This is a genomic window from Candidatus Margulisiibacteriota bacterium (genome assembly GCA_041650635.1).
Taxonomy (GTDB): Bacteria; Margulisbacteria; WOR-1; order JAKLHX01; family JBAZKV01; genus JBAZKV01.
In genome coordinates this window covers 1-13,000 of record JBAZKV010000033.1, presented here as the reverse complement: position 1 = coordinate 13,000, position 13,000 = coordinate 1, and the positions used below count along the sequence as shown (strand labels likewise).

15 protein-coding genes and 1 tRNA gene are annotated in these 13,000 nt (G+C 49.6%); 14 read left to right on the top strand and 2 right to left on the bottom strand.

Annotated features, from left to right (window positions below; translation table 11 throughout):
- Positions 1-210: hypothetical protein (locus WC490_07735; protein MFA5098491.1), on the bottom strand; the 210-nt coding region annotated here is incomplete at its 3' end.
- 212 nt (positions 211-422) lie between these two features.
- Here WC490_07735 and WC490_07730 point away from each other — a divergent pair.
- From WC490_07730 to WC490_07685, 10 genes are all read left to right on the top strand, one after another.
- Entirely contained in the window at positions 423-764 is a 342-nt protein-coding gene (locus tag WC490_07730; protein MFA5098490.1) for a DUF5674 family protein, read from the top strand.
- The gene (locus WC490_07725; protein ID MFA5098489.1) at positions 761-1,105 is read left to right on the top strand and encodes a hypothetical protein; all 345 of its coding nucleotides are present in this window, start codon (positions 761-763) and stop codon (positions 1,103-1,105) included. Before WC490_07730 ends, WC490_07725 begins: the two co-directional genes overlap by 4 nt.
- Positions 1,106-1,111: 6 nt before the next feature.
- Positions 1,112-1,198, top strand: a tRNA-Ser gene (locus WC490_07720).
- Between the two features lie 15 nt (positions 1,199-1,213).
- Complete coding sequence (locus tag WC490_07715; protein MFA5098488.1) at positions 1,214-1,720, top strand: hypothetical protein; 507 nt, start codon at positions 1,214-1,216, stop codon at positions 1,718-1,720.
- On the top strand, positions 1,717-2,427 hold the full coding sequence (locus WC490_07710; protein ID MFA5098487.1) for a DNA alkylation repair protein: 711 nt from the start codon (positions 1,717-1,719) through the stop codon (positions 2,425-2,427). Before WC490_07715 ends, WC490_07710 begins: the two co-directional genes overlap by 4 nt.
- A gap of 126 nt (positions 2,428-2,553) precedes the next feature.
- Positions 2,554-4,017, top strand: coding sequence for an FAD-dependent thymidylate synthase (locus WC490_07705; GenBank protein MFA5098486.1), 1,464 nt, complete (start codon positions 2,554-2,556; stop codon positions 4,015-4,017).
- 35 nt (positions 4,018-4,052) lie between these two features.
- Complete coding sequence (locus tag WC490_07700) at positions 4,053-4,913, top strand: serine hydrolase (protein MFA5098485.1); 861 nt, start codon at positions 4,053-4,055, stop codon at positions 4,911-4,913.
- 43 nt (positions 4,914-4,956) lie between these two features.
- Entirely contained in the window at positions 4,957-5,193 is a 237-nt protein-coding gene (locus tag WC490_07695; protein ID MFA5098484.1) for a hypothetical protein, read from the top strand.
- Entirely contained in the window at positions 5,133-5,627 is a 495-nt protein-coding gene (locus WC490_07690; protein ID MFA5098483.1) for a L,D-transpeptidase, read from the top strand. Before WC490_07695 ends, WC490_07690 begins: the two co-directional genes overlap by 61 nt.
- A gap of 13 nt (positions 5,628-5,640) precedes the next feature.
- A complete protein-coding gene (locus tag WC490_07685; protein MFA5098482.1) occupies positions 5,641-6,588 on the top strand; it encodes an RluA family pseudouridine synthase in 948 nt (315 codons plus the stop codon).
- A gap of 159 nt (positions 6,589-6,747) precedes the next feature.
- On the opposite strand, the gene WC490_07680 is transcribed toward WC490_07685, so the two are convergent.
- Positions 6,748-7,947, bottom strand: a complete 1,200-nt coding sequence (locus WC490_07680; GenBank protein ID MFA5098481.1) for a DEAD/DEAH box helicase — start codon at positions 7,945-7,947, stop codon at positions 6,748-6,750.
- 273 nt (positions 7,948-8,220) lie between these two features.
- On the opposite strand from WC490_07680, the gene WC490_07675 reads away from it, so the two are divergent.
- The 4 genes from WC490_07675 to WC490_07660 form a co-directional block, all read left to right on the top strand.
- Positions 8,221-9,156, top strand: coding sequence for a bifunctional methionine sulfoxide reductase B/A protein (locus tag WC490_07675; protein MFA5098480.1), 936 nt, complete (start codon positions 8,221-8,223; stop codon positions 9,154-9,156).
- A gap of 47 nt (positions 9,157-9,203) precedes the next feature.
- Positions 9,204-10,181, top strand: coding sequence for an alpha/beta fold hydrolase (locus tag WC490_07670; GenBank protein ID MFA5098479.1), 978 nt, complete (start codon positions 9,204-9,206; stop codon positions 10,179-10,181).
- Positions 10,182-10,244: 63 nt separating this feature from the next.
- On the top strand, positions 10,245-11,927 hold the full coding sequence (gene aspT / locus WC490_07665; GenBank protein MFA5098478.1) for an aspartate-alanine antiporter: 1,683 nt from the start codon (positions 10,245-10,247) through the stop codon (positions 11,925-11,927).
- 7 nt (positions 11,928-11,934) lie between these two features.
- The coding region (locus WC490_07660; protein MFA5098477.1) for a serine dehydratase beta chain at positions 11,935-13,000 on the top strand (1,066 nt) is incomplete at its 3' end.

The following is a 13,000-nucleotide window of genomic DNA, read 5'->3' as shown; positions in this document are numbered from 1 at the left end:
CGCGCTCCAGGTATAAGTGAGATTGGCGGCAGAAGACGAAGTGGCCTCGCAGGAGATCATGGTGGTGCCTTCAACCGGGATAGCCGCGGGATCTGCTACCAGACTGGTTATCATCGGAGGAAGAGCGCCGCAGCCGGGAAAAAGCGCAAAGGGGGCTATCAAAACAGCAAAAAAGACCAGTATTCCTGCCAGCCTCTTAATATATTTCATTTCTAAAATATTCTATACCACGGTACCGGTTATTGCAAGTTGCTTTTACCATCTACTGTTGATAGACAAACGGCTCGCAGAAAAAGTTCCCCGGGCTGGCTTACAGGGGGCAGTCCAGTTTTTCAAGCCTTTTGCAGGACTCTTCTATCGGTTCTCTGTTTATAAACGGACGCGGCCTGAAGAATGAGGTTATGTTATAATTTGAAAGAGTTATGAAAATAGTAAGAGACAGGCTTCAGCTTGATGAGTTGCGGATAATGATGGAAAGGTCCGGGTTTGGCATGGTAAAAGCGGTCGTGGACATAAACAAGAAACTGCTTGCAGTTGACGCGGACCTGCACAGCGATCTTGAAGGTGCGCTTATAAGGGAAGGCTCGAGCCAGTATGACCTTTGGGGTATCAATCTTTATCCGGACGCCAAAGCGGAGGATCTTATTGAATATGATTCAATGATAAACATCAGGCCGGTCCAGGGCAACAGATCAAGAGAGGTTGAAGACGCTTTAACGCGCAAAAAGATCGCTGAGGTCGTCGGATCGCTGATATCCGGATGAATGCCAAACTAGACTATAAGCACAAGGAGCTTGCCTCGGGAAGGTGGGCAGCTTTTTCTTTCTGCGAGCAGATGGCCAATATCGGCAGCGATGTTGCGCGGGCCATAAATTGGAAACGCAAAGGCAATCCGGGACTTTCTTTTGAGGCGCTCGAAAGGGCTCTTGAGCTTTGCGATTTGACGATAGATGACCAAAAAAACAGGGACAGATTGAAAGAGATCTTAAGAATGAGAGAAGTCCTTGCCGATTATTTTTTAGGCGGCAATGAGTACGGTTCAACGGATAAAAACTGGCAGAGTTATTTTGATTTCTTCGCGTTCTCGGCAAGAGCCGGGAATTGATTGCGCGGAAGGGTGGCCGAGCGGTTGAAGGCGCACGCTTGGAAAGCGTGTTTACGTTAACGCGTAACGCGAGTTCGAATCTCGCCCCTTCCGATGACCTTACAACCAATGAAAAGAACCGTAGTCGTCAACGATAAGATGCAGAAAGGCTACAGGTATCAGCTGACCGCTCTCGTTGGAAAGAACTTTGACTCCCGCTTTAAACCCGAGCTTACGCCAAAGCAGATGCTGGAGCTGGGTGTCTTTGGCGGAAAATATATGACGGACTGCAAAAAAGAATTCCCTTCCTCCTGGTTCAAAAAAGCGAAACTCTGCCCCGAAAGGCACGATCCCAAGTTGAATCACTTTGGAGTTAACGCCAGTCAGCCGCTTTCTGTCTGGAGAAGAAAAGGCTGGATCAACGGGCAGGACCCCAGGGGCTGGTTCCAGTGGTACTGCCGCTACTATATGGGGCGAAGGCTCCCCCTCGAAGACGAAAGGCAGATAAAAAGATGGCTGGCCGTAAAAAGGCATGTGAGCCAGCTGATCAAGAACTGCGCAAGAGGGGATCTCTCCTGCCGGCCAAAGCAAAGACAGGCCGTGCTTCACTGGGCCTACGACAGCAGGAAGATATGAGCCGGTATTCAGGATTAAGAAAAGACCTTAGCCGGTGCTCCGATCCCAAAAGAGCCGCAGTTCTTCAGCGTTTCTTCAAAACCGGACCCGGAGAGTACGCCGAAGGGGACAGGTTTTTGGGGGTCACCCTGCCGGTGATGCGGTCAACTGTAAAGAGTTATTTACCCCTTCCTCTTTCCCAGGCTAAGAGGCTGCTTTGCTCCAAATATCACGAAGAGCGTATGGCGGCCCTTCTGATACTGGTGTCGCAATTCAAGAAGGGCGATCCGGCGCTCAAGAAAAAAATATTCAGGCTATATACTTCAAGCACCAAATACATCAATAACTGGGACCTTATCGACCTTACGGCTCCGCATATTGTCGGAGCATATCTCGAAAATAGATCTAAAGAACTTCTTTATAAGTTTGCGCGTTCAAAAGACCTGTGGAAGAAAAGGATCTCTATCCTAGCCACTTTTGCCTATATCTACAAAGGAGAAGCCAAAGAGACCTTAAAGATCTCGCGCATTCTCCTAAATGATGAACACGACCTTATCCATAAAGCAGTGGGCTGGATGCTGCGGGAAGTCGGGAAAAGGTGTTCTCAAAGGACCGAAGAGGGATTCCTTAAAAAATATTATAAAAAGATGCCCAGGACGATGCTGCGCTACGCCATCGAAAGATTTCCGGAAAAACTCCGGCAAAAATACCTCAAAGGACTGATATAATAAGTTTGGTCTCTGTTCCGACGCTGAAGATCATTTTGTGTTGCAGGAGACCCGATACTATAGTGTCGGCTCCATTGGGAAGCAAAACCGGAGCCGAACCTTTAGGTTCGGGTTTTATGGAGATTCATGAAAATACTTCTTGCCGGGTACAATGTTGACGCCGAGGTGCTTGAGGAGCTCAAAAAGAACTCTCCTCAAAGACAGGATGTCACCCCCGAAACTCTATCTGCAGCGTATGCCAGGATAAGCCGCGATCCAAGGCCGATAGACGAGTTGCGAAAAGCCGCCAGGGAAGAAGTGGAAAAGACCAGGAAATCCAATTCCACTATAATCTTTAAGATGGGGCACCACAGTGTTGCGGAACACGCCGTCTTTAATTTTGACCTGATCGGGATATCCCGTCTTGCTGTCGAATTCATCGAACACTTTAGATTGTGCTCGTTCACGGAGAAGTCGCAGAGATACATTACCCTCGGAGATGATCATGTGATACCCGAAGAAATACGCGGGAGCGAAATACAATCGAAATACATAGAAATTCTCAGAGAGCAGAACGGGCTGTACCACAGGCTTAACGAAAAACTCCGGAAATATGTCTTTGAAAAGCACAAGGGCCTTGCCGCCGACCCAAAGAACAGGAACCTTTTGGAAGGCTGGGCAAAGGAGGACGCAAGGTACATCACTTCCCTTGCGACAGAAGCCCAGCTGGGGCTGACGATGAACGCGCGCAACCTGGAATTGTTCTTGAGAAGGGCAAAATCGCAAAAACTGGCCGAAATAAAAGAACTCGCAGAGCAGATGTATGCTCTTGTGGAAAAGATAGCTCCGTCGATCATATTGTTCACGGAGGCGAATGATTATGATGCTAAAACATACGATGATATTAAAACGCGAATTTCCAATTTCCAATTTCCAATTTCCAATGTCCAATCACAAACTTCAAATGATGTGACATTGGTTGAGCATACCAAAGATGCTGATGATGTTCTGGCGGCGTCGCTGCTGTACGCCGTATCCAAAGAACCGTATGACAGTTGTATGGTTGCGATGAAGAAGATGTCAGCGGAAGAGAAAAAGGAGCTGGTGAAGGCCTCCTGCAGGCACATGGAATTGTATGATACAACTCTCCGTGAATATGAAAATGTCAATTTTACCTTTGATGTCATATTGTCTTCTTCTTGTTTTGCGCAGCTTAAACGGCACAGAATGTCCACAATTATCGCAAAAGACTACGACACTGAGCTTGGAGTGACCATTCCGCCTTCCATAAAAGAAACGGGGATGGAAAAGGCTTTTATGGAAGTTGCGGAAAAGACCGAAAAGGTCTACCGGCAGATGCAAAAAGAGAGCCCGCTTGCGGCGCCTTATGTCCTAACCAACGCGCACAGAAGAAGGGTCCTTTTTTCCTGCAATGCCAGGGAGCTTTACCATGTCTCAAGATTGAGGGAAGATGCCCACGCGCAGTGGGACATACAAAACCTCTCAAGGCTTATGTCGCAGGAGGCCAAAAAAACTGCTCCTCTTACCTGCCTTTTTTTGGGCGGCAAGGACGCCTATTCCGAGATCCGCAGAATGAATTTTGCCTCTTGAGCCGGACCTCTTGACCTGTTTGCTATAATAAAAATGTGCAAAGAATCTTCTCTTTGATAATTATTTTTGTGCTGGTTTCCGGTGCTGCTTTTGGGCAGAACCGGTTTGCCGGGCTGGAAAAAGAGCTCAGGGTGATAGCCGGTAAAAATTACGGCTCAAGGACTGTAAAGGGATACCGGATAGGTATAGCCTTTGAAGACATCAGGACAGGCCGAAGGATAAGCGTTAACGGAAGTGTGGTTTTTCCCGCTGCTTCAATAATAAAGCTTCCCGTTATGGCGGCTATCTATTCGCTGGCCGACAGAGGCTTGCTGGACCTCGAAAAGAAGGTAATGTTTACGAACAGGGACAAACTTCCGGGAGCCGGGGTCCTGCAATGGCTGCGGCCCAATACCTACAGGCTCTGGAACCTGTGCCGGCTGATGATATCACTTTCGGATAACAGTGCAACCAGGTTGTGCGTTAACACCGCCGGCAAAAAGGCTATTAACAGCTATTGCTCGGCCATAGGACTTACTTCCACGCGCCTGCTTGATGAAACAGCACTGGCAGAGGCTCCCGGGACCAGGATAAACACCACCACAGCGTTGGATACTGTCAAGCTTCTCTCAAGGATCCAGAAGGGCAGGGGGTTTTCTAAATCATCAAGGAAACAGATGCTGTCCTTTATGCTGGACCAAAAATACAGGTTCGGCATACCAAAAATGCTGCCCCGGGAAATTAAGTGTGCCAACAAGACCGGCAACCTGGAAAGAGTGCTTCATGATTCGGCCATTGTCTATACTCCGCGCGGCTCATACGCGCTGGCGGTCTTTACAAAAGGCTTCAAAAAGGACCGCGACGCGCGGCTTGTCATAAACGAGGTCTCCGCCGCTGTTTACAGGCGCTACAGATAGACCGACCTCGTTCTTTGCTCTGAAAATAGGATATAATTATAATATGAAGCTTCCAAAAGTAGCATTATTCGTGGTTTTTGCTGCGGCAGCAGCGGCAGCGGTGTTCACCGCCGGAAATGGCACGCGGATAGCAGGGTCGGGCCTCGATGCAAAAGTTCTTGAGTTCGCGCTTAAGCATCCCGGGCAGGACTCTCTTGTTGTCTCAAGTCAAGGCATCTCATCTTTTATAACCGAGGCGGAATTCCGGTCAGGAGAGCTAATTACAAGGGCTTTAATATAGAATTTCCGGCTCCTATTGCCATAGGCTCCGGGGGCATCAATGAGACGCCTGAAGGGGAATTCTACATTTGCCAGAAGAACCCAAACAGCCGGTACACTCTTTTTCTCGGCATCAGCTGGCCCAGTGTCGCAGTAGCAAACAGGGCCATTGAGCTTGGGAGCAGATTGAGCGTTTCTGATTACAGGAGAATTGTGAAGGCCAATCTGCTCCGGCAGACCCCGCCCTGGGATACTCCTCTGGGAGGGACCTACGGCATCCACGGGGCCCCTACCTATATGAGGGCCGCTGTCGATACCATGGAAAGAAGAGAACCGGGCCTTATCAGAGTGACAAAAAGCGACAATACCCGGGGATGCATAGCGGTTGAGCACAGGGTTTTACGATACCTTTATGCCAATATTGACGAGGGCACGCCGATCCTCATCCTGAATTAGAACTGCGGACAAAATGAAGAACAAAAGATTTTCCCTGGCAGCAGAAACCGCCGCAAAAGGCACAAGGCTGGACAAGTACCTGAAGAAAAAATATCCCGGACTAAAGCGCAAGGACATCAAAGAATCCATAAAGGCCGGCTATGTGCTTGTTAATGACAGCAATGTAAGGCCGGACAGGGCTCTTGAGGAAAACGACAAGATAGAGGGCCTTGTAAAACCTGCCTCAAGCATACTAATTGCTCCCAACGAGGATCTGGACCTTGATGTGCAGTTTGAAAACGACGAGTTTCTCATCATCAATAAGCCTGCCGGGCTTTCTTCCACTCCCGACAGGCTGCACAAAAAGAACTCGCTTATCAGTGCGCTCCTGGGCAGATATCCTAAGCTGTCAAAGGAATTTGCGGGGGTTGCTTACCTTGGGCTTGTACACCGCCTTGATAAGAGGGCTTCGGGCCTCATTATAACGGCAAAGACCCTGCAGGCCTTTAAGGCCCTATGCAAATTAATGAAGGACGGAGGGGTGCAGAAAAAATACCTTGTCATAGCGCAGGGTGACTTTGAGTCCGATCTTGGCACCATAGATACTCCTCTCAGAAAGGTCAAAGAGGGTTTTCTGGTAAGGACCGTGGCCTCGGAGGCAGCCGAGAAGGGCTCAAAGAGATCGGTCTCAATATACAGAGTCCTGAAAAGGCTGAGGGGCGCGGCCTACCTGGAAGTTGAGATAAAGACCGGCAGGACCCATCAGATAAGGGCGCATCTGTCTTCTATAGGCCATCCCGTTATAGGGGATGTTTTTTACGGATTTGACAAGAAAGCTTTTCCCCGGGAATACCGACTGGAAAAGAACGAGATCTTCCTTCACGCCTGCAGCCTCGCGTTTGAATACGGCAATGTCTCCCACTATTTTAAATGCGAAGCCCCGTCAAGGTTCGGCAGGTTGATGTCAGCCCTGGAGTCCTGAACATGGGCTTTTGCATGAACTGCGACAACAGGCACGGCTGCAGGTCAAAAACTCCCCCCTGCATAGAACTGATGAGAAAGGACGGCGCTAAGGGGATAAGAGGCAAAGACTACATTGTTAAGGTCAACAGGACGGATATCTGTGAAAAATGCGAGTTCTCTAGTACCTGTAGCTCTTTCTCCGCACGGGCCTCCTGCTAAAACTTCTTGACGGGGCGCTGTAGAATTCCGAAGCTTTGATATCAGGATGTTTTGCTATGGGAAGGCTCTTTTTCATCACTCTTTCGATATTTAGGACATCGCCTCTCTGGTCCGGCGTGGCAAAGGAAATTGCCCTTCCTTCGTGCCCGGCCCTTCCGGTCCTTCCGATGCGGTGGACATAATTTTCAGAATCATCCGGAAGATCATAGTTTATCACCAGTTCGATGCCTTTAACATCTATGCCTCTGGCCGCGATATCAGTTGCCACCATTATCCTGAATTTTCCGTTCTTAAAGCCCTCCAGCGCCTGTCTGCGCTGAGCCAGAGACCTGTCCGAATGGGTCTCGGCGGCGTTTATACCGAGCGCTCTGAGCCCCATGGTGATCCTGGAAACGCCTCTTTTCGTCCTGCCAAAGATCAGCACGGTGCCGCGGTACTGGTTGAGCAGCTTAAGCAGGAGGGGCATCTTTTCTTCTTTCCTTATTATGAACAGCTGCTGGACCACGTTCTTTGCGGCTGTTCCCGAAGGGGCGATCTCGACGCTAACTGGAAGCTTCATATGGGAAGAGGCTATCTTCATTATGTTGGCCGGTATGGTGGCGGAAAAGAGCATCGTCTGCTTGTTCTGGGGCAAATGCGGCAGGATCCTGTTTATCTGCGGGGCAAAGCCCATGTCCAGCATGCGGTCGGCTTCGTCCAGGACTATGACGCTGACATCCCTCAGCCGGACCGTACTTTGGTTCATGTGGTCAAGCATGCGCCCCGGGGTCGCGATGATCACCCTGGGGTTCATCCTAAGAGCCTTTACCTGCATGTACATAGAAGCTCCGCCTATTAGGCAGACCGTCTTCATCCCAAAAGGAACAGCGATCTTTCTTAAGGTCTCTTCCACCTGCAGGGCAAGTTCCCTCGTCGGCACCAGCACCAGGCCTTTTCCGCTTCCCTGTGCCAGCCGCTGTACCATCGGTATCCCAAAGGCAAGCGTCTTTCCCGTTCCAGTCTGCGCGACCCCTATAACATCCTGCCCGTCTATGGCCATTGGGATGGCTTTATACTGTATTGGCGTAGGGGTCTTGAATTTCAGCCTGTCCAGAAGGTCCAGTATCCTTGGGGCGATACCGAGACCGTAAAAGTTCTGATTGTTATTTTGAGCGTCCATTATTCTATTATAGCAGTTATGTGGAGATCAAAGTTGCAGATAACAGATAACAGAAATGTCCGCTTTTCTTTTGTGAAAAAGTGGACAGACCTGCCTGATGACAGGCAGGGAACCTTTCTGAAAAATAGAATTTGTTGGATTACCCCTTGAGGTGTAGAATGTCTGTAGTAATGGGCTGCCGGTGCAGGTGTTCTATAGGTGGATATTAAGAGGGCCTCAATATGTATTATTGCAGCATTGCTGACCTTGGCTTTTCTTGGGGGAGGGCTTTCTATGAAAAAAGAAAACGGCAAGATGAAGATCTTTGACTCTGAGATAGGCAAAGTCGTTATAGTGAACAGGGTTAGCAGACCAGATGAGGAATGGAAAAAGATCTTGACGCCAGAGCAGTATGAAATAACAACAAGAAAAGCTACCGAGCGGTCTTTTAGCTGCCCGTTTCTAATAGAATCGAAGGAGCTCGGCATCTATAAATGTGTTCGGTGCGGCACCGATCTTTTTACAACGAACGCAAAATTTGATTCAGGTACCGGGTGGCCCAGCTATTTTGAGCCTGTTTCGGACCTCAACATAGCATATAAGGAAGACTTCTTGCTTGGCAGCATGAGAACCGAAGTTCTTTGTGCCAGGTGCGGTTCTCACCTCGGCCATGTGTTTGACGATGGCCCGCCTCCTTCAGGAAAAAGATATTGCATAAACGGTATTGCTCTAATGTTTGTTCGGTCAGGTAAAAGCAAGTTTGACGAAGCCGCTTTCGGGGGTGGCTGCTTTTGGCATGTGGAAGAGGAATTTAGAAAACTTGCCGGAGTTATTGATACTGCTGCGGGTTATGCAGGAGGACAGGTCCCGGAACCATCTTATGAAGAAGTCTGCCGCGGGGATACGGGCCATGCAGAAGTGGTGCATGTTAAATTTGATCCCGGAACTATCCCCTACGAAAAACTGCTTGATGTTTTCTGGAGTATACATGATCCGACGCAGTTGAACAGACAGGGCCCGGATGTCGGAGATCAATACAGGTCCGTGATCTTCTATTATTCTCCTTCGCAAAAGGAAGCAGCGCAAAGATCGAAAGAAAAACTGGAAAGAAGCCGCAGATACAACAGTCCCGTCGTTACGCAGATACTTCCGGCAAAGGACTTTTTTAGGGCAGAAGAATATCATCAGCGATATCTTGAGAAAAAAGACGGCCATAAGTCCGCACATTAACGGCCTCTTAATTGACACTTATTGCATCGGCAGGTTATTATTTTCTCATGTCAAAATTACCGGCAGTTATTCTTGTTGCGGTTTTTTTTGCTTCGTGCTGCGCAGCGGCTGTTGATCCGTCCGATGTTTCGCTTAAGGCGCTGCAGCAAAAGCGATATTACGGCAGAGAGCTTAAGCTCGTACATACTCTCGCAAAAGAAAAGGATTATACCCGCTACTATATAACTTACAAAAGCGGCGACTTGAGCATTTCCGGCATAATGAACGTTCCTAAAGGCAGCGGTCCTTTCCCTGTTATTATCACGGCTCACGGCTATATAAGCACAAAGGTCTATACCAGCGGCAGAGGGCTAAAGCGCGAACAGGACTATCTTGCCAAAAGGGGATATGTTGTGCTCCACCCGGATTACCGCAACCATGCCTTCTCGGATAAGGATCCGGACAACGAATACCGGCTCTATACCGGTTATACGGAAGATGTTATCAATGCGGTCTATGCTCTCAAGAATTCTACCCTCGACTTTGTTGATAAGGACAATATCGGAATGCTGGGCCATTCGATGGGAGGGGGCATTGCGCTAAATATGATGGCCTCTAAGCCCGGCCTGGTAAAAGCCTATGTGCTGATGGCTCCCACCAGCATAGACTACCGCGATAACTTTGAAAGATGGATAGCAAGAAGGCCGGCCAGGGAAGAAAAAAAGATCCCTGCCAAATACGGGGCAAGTCCCGTCAGGCACAATATAATAGATAGGTACGGTACGCCGGACTCGAACCCGGCTTTCTGGGATTCCCTTTCGGTCAGAGGCTACCTGTCCAATATCATGGACCCTGTCATGATACATCACGGAACAAAAGACGACTCTGTTCCTTTGTCCTGGTCCAAAAAACTCCAGGAGCGGCTCAAGGGGCTTGGCAAGGAAAGCGCTCTCTACATATATGAAGGGGAGCCGCATGAGTTCATCAAGGCCTGGCCTCTGGTCATGAAAAGAACGGCCGATTTTTTTGATGCTCTCCTCAAATAAAATCATTTACCTAATAAGTCCTTTGTTGTATAATTTCTAAAACCTTTCCGAAAGGACATATCTATGACCGCAGAACTTGCCCAGATAGTCAGCCAGAGTCCCGAGGTCCTGGTCTTTTTGTCCCTTGCTCTCGGCTATCTTGTCGGAAAACTTAAGTTCAAAGGGTTCAGCCTTGGAGCCACGGCTTCGGTCCTTCTTATTGCCATGGTCCTGGGCCAGTTCTCCTCCGGCGTTCCTGCAATACTTAAGGACATAGCTTTTTCCCTGTTCGCTTTTTGCATAGGCTACCAAGTGGGGCCGCAGTTCTTTGGCAGTTTAAAAAAGGAAGGACTTAATTACCTTCTGCTGGCGCTTTTTGTGGCGCTTGCCGGACTTGGGACAGCTGTTGTGCTGGGCAAGGCGCTGCACTATGACAAAGGTACCACGGCCGGTTTGTTCGCGGGAGCCATGACCCAGTCCGCGGTCATAGGAACGGCAACCGGGGCAGTGGAACACCTTTCAGTAAGCGAGAGCGAAAAACAGAACCTGGACAACAACATAGCGGTATCGTATGCCATTACTTATCTTTTTGGAACCGTTGGTGTCATTCTTTTGTTCAAGCTGCTTCCCGGAATGATGGGTGTCAACCTCAAAAAAGAGGCAAAGGCGCTGGAAGAAAAAATGGGGGCCTCATCGGGGCCGGGCAGCGATCCGGACCTTTTTTCCTGGTCCAGGATAGCAGGCCTGCGGGCTTACCGAGTGGAAAATAAGGACCTTGCGGGCCGCACAGTGGCGGAGGCGGAAGCGGGGTTTCCGGAGAGGGCCGAAATAGACAAGATAAAAAGGGGTACCGCACTGATGGATGCCTTGCCCGATACAAGAATAGAAGTCTCAGATACACTTCTGGTGGCGGGAGGACGGGCAGCGCTCTGCGGGGTTGGGGCGTTGATAGGCAAAGAGGTTGAAACTTCCTCCATGGCGGAAATAGTAGGGGAGATACTTGAGGTCTGCGTCCTTGATCCCGGAGTGATAGGCAGAACGCTTGGAGAAATAGCCAAAGAGCCTTTCGTTAGGGGGGTTTTTCTTGTAAGGATGACCAGACAGGGCATGGAACTTCCAATTACAAGGGATACTGTAATAAACAATTCCGACATTGTGCAGATAGTGGGGACAAAAGAAGCAGTGGACAGGGCTGTAGAAAAGATAGGATATGCCATGAGGCACACTCCCGTGACCGATCTGGTAATGGTAGGAGCAGGCTGCGTGCTGGGGACTTTGATCGGCTCTCTTGTCCTTCCCCTGGCCGGTATCCCAATTACTTTGGGGGTGGGAGGCGGTGTTCTTGTCGCGGGCCTGTTTGCGGGTTGGTTACGGAGCAAGCATCCCACCTTTGGCCAGATGCCGGACGCGGCGCAGTGGCTGCTATCTGACCTTGGCCTTACGCTTTTTGTGGCCTGTATAGGGCTAACCAGCGGAAAGCAGGCTTTGGCTGCCATTGCGGCCAACGGCCTTTCGGTTTTTTTGTCGGGGATCGTGCTTGCGATAGTTCCCATACTTCTTGGCGTGGTGTTCGGCAGGTACATTCTCAAGATGAACCCCGTCCTGCTTTTGGGAGGGCTTATGGGCTCGCGCGTTATTCCTCCGGCGCTTGCTGCTCTCCAGGAGGATGCCCAGAGCAAGGTGATGTCGCTTGGCTTTGCCGCTCCTTTTGCTTTTGCCAATGTGTTCCTTACCGTTATGGGCAGCATTATAATAAACCTGATGTGAGGAAACTATGAAAGAACCGATAAGCCTCTCTATTTTTGAACTGTTCAAGATAGGCCCCGGCCCGTCCAGTTCGCACACGATAGCCCCGATGAGGGCGGCTGCGGACTTTGTAAAAAGCATCCAGGAACTGCCTAAAGAAGCAGCATCCTCGGTCGATAAGCTTGAGGTCCATCTGTTCGGCTCTTTAAGCGCCACGGGAAAGGGGCATGCCACCGATTTTGCTGCGACCGCGGGCCTTATAGGGCAGGCTCCGGATACCTGCGACCCGGATATAATAGAAAAACTCAGAAAAGCCGGGGACAAGACCTATGCCATGAAAATAGGGCAGTCCCAGGTTAACTTTACTCCAAAAGACATCATTTTTGACGCGGTAGAACATTCTTTTCCTTTCCAGAACACGCTTGTTTTTAAACTCCTTTCAAAAGGAAAGCCGGTCTTTGAAAAAGAGTATTATTCAACAGGCGGCGGCTTTATCAAATGGAAGGGGCAGCCGCATGCAGGAGGCGCCGGTCCCGTCCACAAATACTCCAATATGAAGGAATTCATTGCCCTTTGCGAGGAGAAAAAAAAGGGCCTTGCCGCCGTAATGCTCGAGAACGAGCAGGCTGTAGCGGGGTTGAATAAGGAAGAGATAGAAAAGAAGCTGGATACCATTATCGATGTAATGCTTGACAGCGTTGAACGGGGCTTAAAGAGCGAGGGTGTGCTTGACGGGCCGATAGGGCTTCAAAAAAAAGCAAAATCGCTTTATGGCCGGCATAATGCTCCGGAGCATCTTCCCGGCAGGTTCATAGCCCTGTTAAGCTCATATGCAATAGCGGCGGCTGAAGAGAATGCTTCTTACCACAAAGTTGTGACGGCTCCCACTCTTGGTTCGGCAGGAGTGATACCTGCGGCGCTTTACGCTGCACACTATCATTTTAAAGTGCCTAGGAAAAAGATAAGAGAGGCCATGCTGGCGGCGGCTCTCATAGGTTTTATCTGCAAGCAGAACGCCAGTCTTGCAGGTGCCGAGGTGGGCTGCCAGGGAGAGATAGGGGTTGCAACTGCCATGGCGGCCGCTCTTGCCGCCT

Bases quoted from the DNA above. Each gene is read 5' to 3' on its own strand.
- WC490_07705 (MFA5098486.1), top strand. From the start codon at position 2,554: ATGAAAATACTTCTTGCCGGGTACAATGTTGACGCCGAGGTGCTTGAG.
- WC490_07685 (MFA5098482.1), top strand. From the start codon at position 5,641: ATGAAGAACAAAAGATTTTCCCTGGCAGCAGAAACCGCCGCAAAAGGC.
- WC490_07710 (MFA5098487.1), top strand. From the start codon at position 1,717: ATGAGCCGGTATTCAGGATTAAGAAAAGACCTTAGCCGGTGCTCCGAT.
- WC490_07680 (MFA5098481.1), bottom strand. From the start codon at position 7,947: ATGGACGCTCAAAATAACAATCAGAACTTTTACGGTCTCGGTATCGCC.
- aspT (MFA5098478.1), top strand. From the start codon at position 10,245: ATGACCGCAGAACTTGCCCAGATAGTCAGCCAGAGTCCCGAGGTCCTG.
- WC490_07695 (MFA5098484.1), top strand. From the start codon at position 4,957: ATGAAGCTTCCAAAAGTAGCATTATTCGTGGTTTTTGCTGCGGCAGCA.
- WC490_07730 (MFA5098490.1), top strand. From the start codon at position 423: ATGAAAATAGTAAGAGACAGGCTTCAGCTTGATGAGTTGCGGATAATG.
- WC490_07670 (MFA5098479.1), top strand. From the start codon at position 9,204: ATGTCAAAATTACCGGCAGTTATTCTTGTTGCGGTTTTTTTTGCTTCG.
- WC490_07725 (MFA5098489.1), top strand. From the start codon at position 761: ATGAATGCCAAACTAGACTATAAGCACAAGGAGCTTGCCTCGGGAAGG.
- WC490_07675 (MFA5098480.1), top strand. From the start codon at position 8,221: ATGAAAAAAGAAAACGGCAAGATGAAGATCTTTGACTCTGAGATAGGC.
- WC490_07715 (MFA5098488.1), top strand. From the start codon at position 1,214: ATGAAAAGAACCGTAGTCGTCAACGATAAGATGCAGAAAGGCTACAGG.